Origin of the sequence: Microcoleus sp. w1-18aA5, assembly GCF_036701705.1 — a bacterium.
In the GTDB taxonomy this organism is placed as follows: domain Bacteria; phylum Cyanobacteriota; class Cyanobacteriia; order Cyanobacteriales; family Microcoleaceae; genus Microcoleus.
In genome coordinates this window covers 16,130-28,342 of the sequence record NZ_JAUPTE010000015.1, presented here as the reverse complement: position 1 = coordinate 28,342, position 12,213 = coordinate 16,130, and the positions used below count along the sequence as shown (strand labels likewise).

Genomic DNA, 12,213 nt, shown 5'->3' with positions numbered 1-12,213 from the left:
AAGTTTGCCGCCATTTCCTACATATTTTTAGTTTATGTCAAATAGCGTCTCCGATGAGAATCCTTTGGTATCAAAAACAGGCAGTTTAAAGAAGGTTAAAAACAGCCCGCAAGCGCTGTTTAGTCTGGGGATGACTCTACTGGCTGGAGCTAGTCTGGCCATCACTCTGCTGCCTTTGTTTGCAGTGCTTTCCTACGTCACCGTACAAGGTTTTAATCGCCTGAATTTAGACTTGTTTACCAAGCTGCCACCGCCGCCCGGACTATCGGGAGGGGGTATTGCTAATGCAATTCTCGGTACATTGATGACGGTGGGAATTGCTTCTTTAATTGCTGTTCCTTTTGGTGTATTGGCCGCCGTTTATTTGTCGGAGTTCAGCAGCGGTCAAGTAGCTCGCTGGGTACGTTTTGCTACTAATGTCCTCAGCGGCGTTCCTTCGATTATTGCCGGGGTATTTGCCTACGGTTTGTTCGTGGTAAATATGGGAGGTTTTTCGGCAATTGCAGGGGGTGCGGCGCTGGCTGTGCTGATGTTGCCCACGATTGTGCGGACTACTGACGAAGCTCTACAAATCGTCCCACAAGATATTAGATGGGCGTCGGTTGGTGTGGGTGCTTCTAATTATCAAACGGTTTTGCAGGTCGTTTTGCCTGCGGCAATTCCGGCTATTTTAACGGGTGTGACTCTGGCAATTGCTCGCGCTGCTGGAGAAACTGCTCCTTTGATTTTCACGGCGCTCAATTCGCCTTTTTGGCCGGCAGGATTTGATAAGCCAACTCCGAGTCTTTCGGTTTTGGTGTACAACTTTGCAACGGTTCCTTTTAAGGCACAGAAAGAATTAGCCTGGGCGGCATCTTTGATTTTGGTGATTATGGTTTTGCTGACGAGTATTCTTTCTCGCTGGGCTACTCACAAAAAAGTGTATTAGTCAGTTGACAGTTGTCAGTTGTCAGTTGTCAGTTGTCATATCATTTCCGGTTAAATAAATATAATTATTGTAGGGGCGGGTTCGCCAAGATATTCAATACAAACCCGAGTTCCAGTAAAGCCGCCCCGGCCAAGATATTATAAGCAATCTACCGGAATTGATATCGTTGTTCAGCGGTAATTTGTAAAATTCGATTGGAGTATTACCTGTATGATGATGGATTTAGACAAGCAAGCGGAAACAGTTTTACGGACAGAAAATATCAATATTTTTTACGGCGCTTTTCACGCGGTTAAAAATGTTTCAATGGAGATTCCTAAAAATCGCATTACTGCCTTGATTGGGCCGTCTGGCTGCGGTAAAAGTACAATTTTGCGATGTTTTAACCGTCTCAATGATTTAGTTAGCGGTTTTCGTTTAGAGGGTAGAATTGATTACCACGGTCAAAATCTTTACGATCCTGATATTGATGCTGTGGCGGTGCGCCGCAAGATTGGGATGGTGTTTCAAAAGCCGAATCCTTTCCCGAAGTCGATTTATGACAATATTGCTTACGGTGCGAGGGTGAACAATTATAAGGGGGATATGGATGAGCTGGTGGAAAAATCGCTCAGCCAAGCTTATTTGTGGGATGAGGTGAAGGATAAGTTAAAGCAAAGCGGTTTTTCTCTTTCGGGTGGCCAGCAGCAGCGTTTGTGTATTGCTAGGGCGATCGCGATTAATCCTGATGTAGTGTTAATGGATGAACCTTGCGCTTCTCTTGACCCGATTTCTACGATTAAGATTGAGGAGTTGATGCGGGAACTTAAGGAAAAGTATACGATTGTGATCGTTACTCACAATATGCAGCAGGCTTCTCGGGTTTCTGACCTGACTGCTTTTTTCAATGCTAAACTTTCTGACGATGGGAAGCGGTTTGGCTATCTTGTGGAGTGTGATAAGACTGAGGTAATTTTCCAAAGTCCGAAGGAAGAGTCTACTTTAGATTATGTGAGTGGCCGTTTTGGTTGATTCCCCGACAAGTTGAAACAATCGGGCTACACAAACTCTCGTCCCTCTCTAAGGGATGAAAAGAATTTAATTTGCTGAGTATTGTAACGACAAAAAAAACTGCGTAAAACTTTTGTCAATTTAGAATCCCGCTTTCTTGGAGGAAGCGGGATTCTGGATTTTATGATTAAAAGCTCGATCGTACTTTTTGCAGATACAAGCCGCTGATTTTTGTGAAGAAATGCTCGAAGAGTTCACATATTCTTCATCCAATGCTTTAACAGGTTTTCTTTGACCATGTTTTGCCGCATAACTTCGAGCAAGTATTCCTGAGCTTGGTCTTGGCTTAACCTTTTGACTTCTTCGCGCAGCACTTGAAGTTTGAACTGCTGTTCCATGCTGAGGCTGGTTGTAGGCATATCCATAAATCGCTCCTCCAGTTTGCTGAGATTGATGCGAAATTGATCGGAATGACGTTTCGCAGGATTTGTTGTGTCTCCTACATTGTAAACTATCATAACATTCACTTGACAATATGTCCAAAGTAGACATTTTGAGACTAATTTGTGTAGCAAAAGTACATCTAAGTGGGGGGAGCTCTATCATAAAAAGGCGTCAACACCGGGAAGCATAAGCCAAAGGAGCTAGTTCGTATGGATGCAATGGAGTTTTTTCAAAGCAGTGCTGGGGAGTGGCGTTCTCAGCGCAGCACTCACCACCTCGCTTTCCGTCAAGCGGAGATTGGGGATTCAAATATTCAGGTAACGGCGCTGGGTGCGGATGACGCGAGAGTCGCCGAGATTTGCAAGATGCACGAAGTCGATCCGAGCCGGGCTGCTGGGGGGGCTTTTGTGACCTGGCACGGCTCGATGGCGTGGGATAAGGATGATGAGAATCATAAAGGGTCTACGGTGTTCGCGATCGTCCCCGATCCTGAAAATCCCCGGCAGGGCTTGATGTTACGCGAACGGGGCTATGCGGAAATTGTGCCGGTGGCTGGCCGTTTTGAGATGGATGATGAGGATGGGCTGCTGCTGATTACGGAATACGAGACGATGAGTTCGATCGAGCGTTTCTGGTTTGCTAATCCGAACGTGCGGATGCGGACGAGTACCGTAAAGCGCTTTGGCGGTTTCAGCACATCGACTTTTTGTACCGAAATTCGGGTGCAACCAGACTCGGATGCAACATCAGAAGCAGCAGGAGATCAAGTGGCCGGCAGCGAGTTTTATTCGGCTCTGGGTTGGTAATTTGGCTGTTGACTGTTGACTGCTGACTGTTGACTGCTGACTGTTGAGTGTTGACTGCCAACTGCCAACTGCCAACTGCCAACTGCCAACTGCCCACTGCCAACTGCCAACTGCCAACTGCCCACTGACAACAGTCAACAAATGTTACAGATTGTTGCAAAAATTCAGGAAAATCAGATTTAGATTGCGGGAATCCCCTAATCTGTATGTTGGTTAGTTGTATCCGTTTTGCTGGCAGCTCACGGTGTCAACTATTTCTGAAATTTGAGATAACGGAGATTTTAACGTGGCGCTTCCTTTATTAAGCTACGCCCCCAAGAGCCAAAACCAGCGCGTTGCTGGTTTTGAAGTGGGGAGCGACGAGCAGCCGAGAATTTTCACAACTGAAAATGTGCTCTCGTCTGGAGACATCGAAAATTTGATTTGGGCTGGATATCGCCAGATTTACAGCGAACACCAAATCCTCAAGAGCAACCGCCAAAAGTCTTTGGAGTCGCAACTCAAGTTCGGCCAAATTACTGTGCGGGACTTTATTCGCGGTTTGGCGACTTCTTCTCCTTTCTTGGAGCGGAATTATCAAACTAACAGCAATTACCGGTTTGTGGAAATGTGCGTGCAGCGCATTTTGGGCCGGGATGTGTACAGCGAGCGCGAAAAGATTGCTTGGTCGATCGTAGTAGCCAATAAGGGGCCTCAAGGCTTTATTGACGAGTTGGTCAATAGCGAAGAGTACCTGGAAAAGTTCGGCTATGATACAGTACCTTACCAGCAGCGCCGAATTTTGCCTCAGCGAGTTGGAGGGGACACTCCTTTCAACTTGAAGACGCCCCGCTACAGCGAGTACCACCGTTCGCAGCTTGGCTTCCCGCAAATCATCTGGCAGACTGGGGTGCGCCGTTTTGTTCCTCAAGAGCAGCAACCGAAGGCTGGCGATCCGTCGAACTATTTGGGTATGGCGCGCAATATGCCCATGCCTGCTAGTCCGCCGCAGCGCGTGCCTCTGGCCAATATCAATATCGAGACGATGGTTCCCCGTCGCCGGTAATTGATGCTGTCTGATGCAATTATTTGTGTCGGGCGAGCGACTGAATCGATCGGCTTTTAGGCTGAGAGAGTTTTGAGTCTTGAGTTTTGAGGTTTGAGTTTTTTGATAAACTTGGAATCCAAAACTCGGGACTCATAATTTTTTGTCATTAGTCATTAGTCATTAGTCATTAGTCATTAGTCATTAGTTATTAGTTATTAGTCATTCGTCATTAGTTATTAGTTATTAGTCATTCCTCATTAGGAAGAAAAATAATTCGACCTTTTCCCATTGTTAACTATAAGTACATAGGTGCATTTATGCAGCCGCAATATAACGAAGGTGCTGGAAAACCATTGCGTCGCCATGCTAAACAGCTTCGTACCAAAGCCTTATACAGGTACGGTGCCGCAACAGGGTTGGTGTTGTTGCCACTGCTGGTATACGCGGTAGCACCTTTTGCTCCTTTATTTTTGGTCGCGGCTCTTGTGATAGCGGCATTAATCGCCCTTCCGTTCATTGAGGACGGGAAAACGTTTTGGAAGTCGTCTCAGAGATTTGACCAAGGGGCGTGTGGTGAAGAAAAAATTCAGCAAGTTTTGGAGACCCTAATCCAATCTGGATGGATAGCTGAGTACAACTTAAGATTGCCGGAAGTAGGCGATATCGATGTGTGGCTGCGATCGCCTAAAGGAGTCAATTTTATCCTTGATGTGAAGTCTCACTCAACCGTAGTTTTGTTGGATGGGGATGTTCTCAAGCGTCTATCTTACGGGAAATTGAGAGATTTTGAGAAAGATTTTCTGGCACAGATTGCCAAAGAAGTTACGGCTATCAAAAAAGCTAAGAAGTTAACCAAGGTCACTCCAGTAGTTGTATTTAGCGATGCCAAGGTCAGTTTTAGCAACAAACAGAAGATTAGGGGTGCTTACGTCATGGAACTGGGCAATCTGGTGTCAGGGTTGCAAGAACTCGATCGCACCTATAACAGTAGATAAGATTGGGAGAAAGAAGAGCAACGGCTACATCGATATGTTGCACATCAACAAAAATGCACATAGCAGTACCATCCCCGACTTGCACTAGCATCTAAGTGATACTTGTGCTATTAAAAAAAGTTAAGGTAGAAACAATATCCTGGAGGGAATGTTGAACAAAGTAATCAAGGTAGATAACATTCTCAACGCCTGATGGCGACTGGTCATAACAGCTTTGGTGACTCCTATACCAATTATCACATATTAGCCCGTAACCGCAATATTTTTAGCAAAGTGTTGAATTGATCTGGTAAAGGTGCGATCGCCTCTATTAATTCTCCGGTTACAGGATGCTGCAAAGTCAGCCGCCATGCGTGGAGGGCTTGTCCTGTTAAATTGACGCCGATAGAACGGTTGGAACTGTACATCGGGTCGCCGACAATGGGATGTTTTATTTCGGCTGTATGCACGCGAATTTGATGGGTGCGGCCAGTTTCTAATTGATAGTGCATTAAGCAATAGTTGCCGATTCTTTCTTTGATTGTCCAGTGAGTAACTGCGGGGCGACCGCCTTTTTCTACTGGTACTACCGCCATTTTTTTGCGGTCTGTGGGGTGCCGGCCGATGGGTAAGTCTATTGTGCCTGTTTCGGTGTTGGGAGCGCCGTAAACTATGCCTAAATATTCGCGGCGGGCGGTTTTAGTTTTGAGTTGGGCTTGCAGGTGTTGGTGGGCTATGTCGGTTTTGGCGATCGCGATCGCACCTGTTGTATCTTTGTCTAATCTGTGCACGATTCCCGGCCGCTGAACTCCGCCGATTTCTGCTAGAGGACAGTGGGCTAAGAGGGCGTTGACTAATGTACCGTCTGCGTGTCCAGCGGCTGGGTGGACGACTAATCCGGCTGGTTTGTTGATGATAATTAGGCTGTCATCTTCGTAGAGGATGTCGAGGGGAATTGCTTCGGGCTGCAACTTTGTGGGCTGGGTTTCGGGTAATGTGAGGTGGATGCGATCGCCCGCTTTTACTGATATTTTTTTCGAGGTGCAGGTTTCGTCATTGACTTTGACATTGCCTTGTGATATCAGGGTTTGGATTCGCGATCGGGATAAGTCCGGTATCTGGTTTGACAGCCAAATATCTAATCGCTGATTGACATTACTGCGATCGAATTCCTCTGTATTTTCTACTGTGTAAATCTGTGCCGCAGTGTCTGTTTCTATCATTTACTTTTTACTATTTTTTGCCAAGTGTGTAAAGCAAATATCTTCATCATAACATCTGTGAGTTAGTTCGCGATCACACGGGTAGCGAGAAACCGGGTTTTTTCATAGCAATACTTCGTTTCTGCCCGCAGACTGGGTAAAAAACCCGGTTTCTTTGGTCGGAGTGGTTAAGTCGTTTGAGTATAATTGTCAATTTTATCGACAATTGTCGCAGTGGCCGCAGCGCATTGATTTAGCTTCCTTGGCAAACCCAAAAGCTTGCAGCAAAAATTGCCACCTACACTCGCGATGTTTGAGATATTTTGCCATTTCTTCCGCTGCGGTAAAATTTGATTTTTCCGCTTTTTGCTGGGGAGATTTATTAATCGCATAATTAAAAGGATCTTGCCATGTTAATTGTCCGCTGCTGTGCAAGATTGAAAGGGCGATCGCACTTTCGGGAAATTCGCGGGAAACAGCTTCTATATCGCCTTTAACAGGCAGTTTATTAGCTAATTGCTGAGCTTCTCGGTATTGCGATCGTAATTTATCTTGAAAAAATTCCTTTCTTTGTTTATCTTCGGGATAAAGCAAACCCGTCGGTTCGCTAATCAATGTCAGGGCGATCGCCGATTTGCCGTCGCGTCCGCCTCTACCAATTTCCTGAATGTATTCCGATAATAGCAAAGGTGCTTGATAATGAACAACCCACCGGACATCAGGCTTATTAATTCCCATACCGAATGCTGAGGTACAAGTCACGAATTTAATCTCATTGTTCAGCCACGCTGTTTCTATTTTTCGCCGTGATTCTGGACTTAAACCTGCATGATATGCTGCTGTTTCATAACCTGCTGCTTCCAACAAATTCGCCAAGTTTTCGCTATCTTTTCTAGTGCGGACATAGACTAAACCTGCTTGTTTTGGTCGAGCTTTAATAAAATTTAATAACTGCTGTTTGCGTCCTCTCGGCGTCCAGACTGTTTGCACTTGCAGGTGCAGATTAGAACGGTAGGGACTTAGCAAAAATGCTTCTGGTTTTTGCAGTTGCAAGACATTTTTGATTGTCTGCTGTGCTTCCGGGTTGGCGGTAGCGGTGAAAGCGGCGATCGCAATTTTACTACCTTCCGGCTTGGTTTTCAATAAAGCCGAGCGCACTGCGCCCAAACGGCGGTAAGCTGGTCGGAATGTATCGCCCCACTGCACTAAACAGTGAGCTTCATCTAATATTAAACCATTGATTTGGATGTGGGGCTGACTGATAATTTCCCAAACAGGTTTGCTGAGTAATGTTTCGGGAGACAGGTACAGTAATCTTAATTTGTTTTGTTGCAGCGACTGCATAGTTTGTCGGCGCTGCGCTGTTGGCAATTGACTGTGGAGGAGGGAAGCGGGTAAATTGCGATCGCGCAATTCTTGCACTTGATTTTCCATCAGTGCCACTAACGGCGAAACTACCAAAGTTAAGCCTGTTTGTAACAAAGCTGGCAGTTGAAAGCAGATTGATTTGCCGCCACCTGTCGGCATAATTATAAGTGTATCTTTTCCGGCTAATAAACTGCCGACGATTTCTCCTTGGGGCGGGCGAAAGTCGTCGTATCCCCAAATTTTTTTAAATGTGGCGCGGGCTTGGTTTAAGGATGTTAATTCGGGTTGAAAGTTCATTTGACTGAGTTAAAAAACTTGTATGGTTTCGCCACAACTAACGAATTTTGGGCAAATTCGGATCTTTTCGACAAGTCGAGAGTGGTAATTGTTCACCACCTTGTATCGTGGTAATTCTCATTCGATTTCTATCTGTCACCACATTTAAACAAGCACAGCCATATCCATAGTTAACATTAGTTTTGACATATTCATCGTCGTTAAAAGGAGGAATGTTGTTCATTCCTCGGGCTTGATATCCCCCTTGCACCGAGATAGTCCACTGAGCATCTTTGTCTTTGAGATACCAATTAGCCGGCGTGGGATTTATTAACCATCCGCACCTGGTTTCAGCCGCTTTCGCAGGCATAACAACGATCGAAAAAGATGAGATGATTGCAGCAGTTATCAACCACTTTAGTTTCATAGCTTTATATCCTCATTTTTGAGCGACAATCATACAGGAATTACGCGCTTCGAGAAAAGAAACAGAAACCTGGTTTTTTAGCGAATCTGCGGGTGACAACGAAATATTGTCGCAAAAACCAGGTGTCTAACTACCTGCGTGTAAGTCCTGTCCAAAATCCAAAATCCAAAATCCCCTAAGACTCCTCGCCGTCTCGGCGGCCGAGCTCGTACACGCCGCCACCTATACAGGCGATCGTACCCATAGATACCGCCCAACCAGTACCCAGAGAAAATTCTACGCCCCAATTGCACAGCCCCCCCACAATCAAAAAGGGTAGAATGCTCAACAGCGAAGCGTAAAACGCATTTTGGGCTTCTCTGGCTTGGCGGGTTCTTTCAAACTCGGCTTCCGAGGTGTAGAGGGATCTCTCGGCAAAATTCATCCAGCGGTTCAGTTGCAGGATTACCCATTCTGTGAGGGGCGACAAGCCCCAGTACAGGGCCAAAGACCACAAGGACGCACCGGCGATCGCAGTTGCGTCTATGGCAAAACTAAAGGGAAAAATTTCAGTTAGCATTGCTTGATATCTGTTATGAATTTGAGATTTTGGATGTCATCCAAAATCCCCGAACTTAACTATAGTGTCAAGCAAAAGCTCGATCGAATTCAACCGCAGCACGAATTTCCAATTTTTTTTATCACCCCTGGGCATTTACCCGGAAGCCTTGACACGGGTTTTGGATGGAGTAAGATACACGTTGTTGATAAACTGATTCGCGATCGCGGGTAGAGCTCAAAGCAAATCTTGCAGCGAATTGGCATCACTTACATCTTGCACCCTTCTGAGAAACGGGCTTTCCGGCCCGTTCCACAAAAAAAATCATTCTTTGTGGAACGGGCCGGAAAGCCCGCCCCTGAAAGCTTTATTGACAAGGGTGCAAGATGTCAGCCTAACAGACAACGCAAACTCACACACATTTAACTTTGAGCCGTGAAAAAAATCCTGCAAGACTCTAGAGGCCCGCTGACGGCAAAACGCTTTTTTCGTTTCAGACAGATGCTGCTGCTGGCACTTTCGATCGGCATTGTGTTGATCAGCCCTTATTTGCAGCAGCAGGTGGTCAAAGCTCAGTCAGGCTTACCAAGCAGAGTAGCGACGGGTAATTTGTGGCAAGAAGCTTCTTTTCCAGTCGAAAACTTTGAAACATACACTTCCCCGTTCGGCCCCCGCGGCGGGGATTTTCATTACGGTTTGGATCTGGCTGCGCCCGAAGGCAGCTATATCCGCAATTGGTGGGGCGGGCAAATTGTGGAAGTTTGGGAAGATGGACGGTGCGGCACTGGTATGGTGGTGCGATCGGGAAATTGGGAACACATCTACTGTCACCTCAGAGGCCGAGTGGTAACGGCTAATGGAGGGCGTTATTATACCGATCGCGAAGGTACATTGCAAATTTGGCAAGGTCAAACAGTGCCTGCGGGTGCGAGAATTGCCAGAGTTGGGATGACCGGCCGCACGAGTGGGCCTCACTTGCACTGGGGATTGAAGTACGGCGGCCGCTGGGTTGACCCGGCTTTGGTACTCCGGGAAATGTACGCGCAACAATCTTAATTGGTCATTAGTTAGTAGTCATTAGTCATTAGTTAGTAGTCATTAGTCAGTAGTCATTTTTTGGGTTTATAGTAAGGACTAAAGTCCTGATTTTTTCGAGAATGAGGAATAAAGTCCTCACTACAAACTTGAATAACTAATGACTAATGACCAAGGACTAATGACTCTTTAGGTGGGTGCCAACTCTTTTTTTGTCAACTCGGTGTAGCGAGCGACAATTTGGCGAAATTCATCGCCGTCGATAGTTTCTTCATCCAACAGCGCTTCGACAAGTTTGTCTACCAAAGGACGGTTTTCGCGGATAATTCGGCGAGCTTCTTCGTAGCACTCAAAGGCAATTTCTCGGACTTGCCGATCGATCTTGATTGCCATGTCTTCGGAATACTCCGATCGCGAATTCCAGTTTTGGCCCAAAAACACCTCATTGTTCGGACTTTCAAAAGCCACAGGGCCCAAATCCGACATTCCATAAAGCGTTACCATCTCCCTCGCGAGACTGCTAACTTTTCTGAGATCACTACCGGCACCGGTGTCGATTTCAGCATCGCCATAAATTTCGGCCTCCGCCGCCCGTCCCCCCAAAGCTACTTTAATTCGGTTTAACAGCAAAGCCCGACTCCTCAAACCTTCGCTGTCGAGCATTTCGTCGTCAAGCACAAAGCTAGTAAAGCCTTCGATGCCGCCGGAACGAGGAATAATCGTTACTTTTTCCACCGGGTCGGCATTTTTGAGCATGGTCGCGACTAGGGCGTGTCCGACTTCGTGGTATGCTGTCATCCACTTTTTCTTGCTATCCAGCAGCGGGTTGAGCGTAAGCCCGATCGTGATCCGGTCGATCGCGTCGTGAATTTCTAAGTTACTAATCGTATCTTTGCGACGCCTCGCGGTGAGAATGGCTGCTTCGTTGAGCAAGTTTGCCAAGTCGGCGCCGGAAAAGCCGGGAGTGCGGCGGGCGATCGTGTCTAAGGCAACTTCTGGGTCGAGTTTTTTGTTGCGCGCGTGAACTTGCAAAATCCCCAAACGCCCTTTGTAACTGGGTAAATCTACCGTTACTTGGCGATCGAACCTGCCGGGCCGCAGCAGGGCGGTATCGAGTACGTCGGGGCGGTTAGTAGCTGCAATCACAATCACGCCACTGTTACCCTCAAAGCCGTCCATTTCTGTCAGCAACTGGTTGAGAGTTTGTTCGCGTTCGTCGTTGCCGCCGCCGATACCAGCACCGCGCTGCCTTCCTACGGCGTCTATTTCGTCGATAAAGACGATGCAGGGCGAATTTTCTTTAGCTTTCTTGAACAAGTCGCGGACGCGGGAGGCGCCAACTCCGACAAACATTTCGACAAATTCGGAACCGGAGATGCTGAAGAAGGGGACGGCTGCTTCGCCTGCGATGGCTTTTGCCAGCATTGTTTTGCCGGTTCCTGGAGGCCCGATTAACAGAACTCCTCTGGGAATTTTGGCGCCGATGGCGTTGAAGCGTTCGGGTTTTTTGAGGAAGGTTACGACTTCTTGCAGTTCTTCTTTAGCTTCTTCGATGCCTGCTACGTCGTCGAACATCACGCCGGTTTTGGCTTCCATTTGGAAACGAGCTCTGGATTTGCCGAAGTTCATGGCATTTCCTTGAGATTGGGTCGATCGGCGCAGGATTGCCATCAGCACTGCCAACACTGCAAAAATCACTAGCAAGTTTATTACTAAACTTACTGCGGCGGCGTTGTCGGCTGTTTGTTTGACTTCAAAGTCAATCTTTTTGGCGCGGATTTGCGAGTACAGTTCTCGGTTGTTGTAGTCGAACAGACTAACTGATTGGGTCTGATCGCTTTTTTGATTTTTTAGCCTAACCTTGGCAGTTTTTTGAGTTTCGTCTACTTCGATTTTACTGACTTGCCCTTTTTCTATGTTGTCGATCAGTTGGCTGTAACTCATGGTGTTTGGCGCGCTGTCGGCAAACACCGGGGTCGAGAGCAATATTCCTTGAGAAATCACCAAACTGCCCAGGATGCGCCAAATATTCCGTCCTGGAATTGATTTTTTAGGATTCTGGCTCGACTTGTCTTTGTTTACAGCTAGATGCCCCAGCCATGCGTGTTTCCAAGAATTTTTCATATTGCTTTGCCCAATGTTGAAGACTGCCAAGATTGACCGCTTTTGGTTTGCTACGTTCATTTATTTTAACAAGA

General features: G+C 46.7%; 14 protein-coding genes. 7 read left to right on the top strand and 7 right to left on the bottom strand.

Features of this window, described 5'->3' with window-relative positions; genetic code table 11:
- The first annotated feature begins 34 nt into the window (after window positions 1-34).
- Together pstA and pstB are read left to right on the top strand one after the other, a co-directional pair.
- Window positions 35-928: a phosphate ABC transporter permease PstA gene (gene pstA, locus Q5691_RS07945; protein ID WP_333344393.1), complete on the top strand. Its 894-nt coding sequence runs from the start codon at window positions 35-37 to the stop codon at window positions 926-928.
- Window positions 929-1,138: 210 nt separating this feature from the next.
- Entirely contained in the window at window positions 1,139-1,939 is an 801-nt protein-coding gene (gene pstB / locus Q5691_RS07940; RefSeq protein ID WP_333344391.1) for a phosphate ABC transporter ATP-binding protein PstB, read from the top strand.
- Between the two features lie 233 nt (window positions 1,940-2,172).
- Here pstB and Q5691_RS27670 read toward each other — a convergent pair whose 3' ends face one another.
- Window positions 2,173-2,436, bottom strand: coding sequence for an NblA/ycf18 family protein (locus Q5691_RS27670; RefSeq protein WP_445242851.1), 264 nt, complete (start codon window positions 2,434-2,436; stop codon window positions 2,173-2,175).
- Between the two features lie 135 nt (window positions 2,437-2,571).
- On the opposite strand from Q5691_RS27670, the gene Q5691_RS07930 reads away from it, so the two are divergent.
- A complete protein-coding gene (locus tag Q5691_RS07930) occupies window positions 2,572-3,168 on the top strand; it encodes a phycobiliprotein lyase (RefSeq protein ID WP_333215507.1) in 597 nt (198 codons plus the stop codon).
- Here Q5691_RS07930 and Q5691_RS07925 read toward each other — a convergent pair.
- On the bottom strand, window positions 3,147-3,278 hold the full coding sequence (locus tag Q5691_RS07925; RefSeq protein ID WP_333344388.1) for a hypothetical protein: 132 nt from the start codon (window positions 3,276-3,278) through the stop codon (window positions 3,147-3,149). The genes Q5691_RS07930 and Q5691_RS07925 overlap by 22 nt on opposite strands.
- 176 nt (window positions 3,279-3,454) lie before the next feature.
- On the opposite strand from Q5691_RS07925, the gene Q5691_RS07920 reads away from it, so the two are divergent.
- Together Q5691_RS07920 and Q5691_RS07915 are read left to right on the top strand one after the other, a co-directional pair.
- Window positions 3,455-4,213, top strand: coding sequence for a phycobilisome rod-core linker polypeptide (locus tag Q5691_RS07920; protein WP_333344386.1), 759 nt, complete (start codon window positions 3,455-3,457; stop codon window positions 4,211-4,213).
- A 299-nt stretch (window positions 4,214-4,512) separates the two neighbouring features.
- Window positions 4,513-5,190, top strand: a complete 678-nt coding sequence (locus Q5691_RS07915) for an NERD domain-containing protein (protein ID WP_333344384.1) — start codon at window positions 4,513-4,515, stop codon at window positions 5,188-5,190.
- Between the two features lie 236 nt (window positions 5,191-5,426).
- Here Q5691_RS07915 and Q5691_RS07910 read toward each other — a convergent pair whose 3' ends face one another.
- The 4 genes from Q5691_RS07910 to Q5691_RS07895 all read right to left on the bottom strand — a co-directional run bounded on the left by Q5691_RS07910 (window position 5,427) and on the right by Q5691_RS07895 (window position 9,001).
- Entirely contained in the window at window positions 5,427-6,392 is a 966-nt protein-coding gene (locus Q5691_RS07910; RefSeq protein WP_333344382.1) for an RluA family pseudouridine synthase, read from the bottom strand.
- Window positions 6,393-6,587: 195 nt separating this feature from the next.
- On the bottom strand, window positions 6,588-8,036 hold the full coding sequence (locus Q5691_RS07905; protein WP_333307934.1) for an ATP-dependent DNA helicase RecQ: 1,449 nt from the start codon (window positions 8,034-8,036) through the stop codon (window positions 6,588-6,590).
- 37 nt (window positions 8,037-8,073) lie between these two features.
- Window positions 8,074-8,442 carry a DUF4087 domain-containing protein gene (locus tag Q5691_RS07900; protein ID WP_333215497.1) on the bottom strand — a complete coding sequence of 123 codons (369 nt, stop codon included), beginning with the start codon at window positions 8,440-8,442 and terminating at the stop codon, window positions 8,074-8,076.
- Window positions 8,443-8,617: 175 nt separating this feature from the next.
- Window positions 8,618-9,001, bottom strand: a complete 384-nt coding sequence (locus Q5691_RS07895) for a hypothetical protein (protein ID WP_333215495.1) — start codon at window positions 8,999-9,001, stop codon at window positions 8,618-8,620.
- A 33-nt stretch (window positions 9,002-9,034) separates the two neighbouring features.
- Between Q5691_RS07895 and Q5691_RS07890 the strand changes: the two genes are divergently transcribed.
- Both Q5691_RS07890 and Q5691_RS07885 read left to right on the top strand, forming a co-directional pair.
- On the top strand, window positions 9,035-9,214 hold the full coding sequence (locus Q5691_RS07890) for a hypothetical protein (protein ID WP_333083634.1): 180 nt from the start codon (window positions 9,035-9,037) through the stop codon (window positions 9,212-9,214).
- A gap of 267 nt (window positions 9,215-9,481) precedes the next feature.
- Complete coding sequence (locus tag Q5691_RS07885; protein ID WP_333215537.1) at window positions 9,482-10,036, top strand: M23 family metallopeptidase; 555 nt, start codon at window positions 9,482-9,484, stop codon at window positions 10,034-10,036.
- Window positions 10,037-10,204: 168 nt separating this feature from the next.
- Here the strand turns inward: Q5691_RS07885 and ftsH are convergent, their stop codons facing one another.
- Complete coding sequence (ftsH, locus tag Q5691_RS07880; protein WP_333215493.1) at window positions 10,205-12,139, bottom strand: ATP-dependent zinc metalloprotease FtsH; 1,935 nt, start codon at window positions 12,137-12,139, stop codon at window positions 10,205-10,207.
- Window positions 12,140-12,213 lie beyond the last annotated feature (74 nt).

Bases quoted from the DNA above. Each gene is read 5' to 3' on its own strand.
- Q5691_RS07910 (WP_333344382.1), bottom strand. From the start codon at position 6,392: ATGATAGAAACAGACACTGCGGCACAGATTTACACAGTAGAAAATACA.
- Q5691_RS07915 (WP_333344384.1), top strand. From the start codon at position 4,513: ATGCAGCCGCAATATAACGAAGGTGCTGGAAAACCATTGCGTCGCCAT.
- Q5691_RS07895 (WP_333215495.1), bottom strand. From the start codon at position 9,001: ATGCTAACTGAAATTTTTCCCTTTAGTTTTGCCATAGACGCAACTGCG.
- pstA (WP_333344393.1), top strand. From the start codon at position 35: ATGTCAAATAGCGTCTCCGATGAGAATCCTTTGGTATCAAAAACAGGC.
- Q5691_RS27670 (WP_445242851.1), bottom strand. From the start codon at position 2,436: ATGATAGTTTACAATGTAGGAGACACAACAAATCCTGCGAAACGTCAT.
- Q5691_RS07930 (WP_333215507.1), top strand. From the start codon at position 2,572: ATGGATGCAATGGAGTTTTTTCAAAGCAGTGCTGGGGAGTGGCGTTCT.
- Q5691_RS07890 (WP_333083634.1), top strand. From the start codon at position 9,035: ATGTCATCCAAAATCCCCGAACTTAACTATAGTGTCAAGCAAAAGCTC.
- Q5691_RS07900 (WP_333215497.1), bottom strand. From the start codon at position 8,442: ATGAAACTAAAGTGGTTGATAACTGCTGCAATCATCTCATCTTTTTCG.
- Q5691_RS07885 (WP_333215537.1), top strand. From the start codon at position 9,482: ATGCTGCTGCTGGCACTTTCGATCGGCATTGTGTTGATCAGCCCTTAT.
- pstB (WP_333344391.1), top strand. From the start codon at position 1,139: ATGATGATGGATTTAGACAAGCAAGCGGAAACAGTTTTACGGACAGAA.
- Q5691_RS07905 (WP_333307934.1), bottom strand. From the start codon at position 8,036: ATGAACTTTCAACCCGAATTAACATCCTTAAACCAAGCCCGCGCCACA.
- ftsH (WP_333215493.1), bottom strand. From the start codon at position 12,139: ATGAAAAATTCTTGGAAACACGCATGGCTGGGGCATCTAGCTGTAAAC.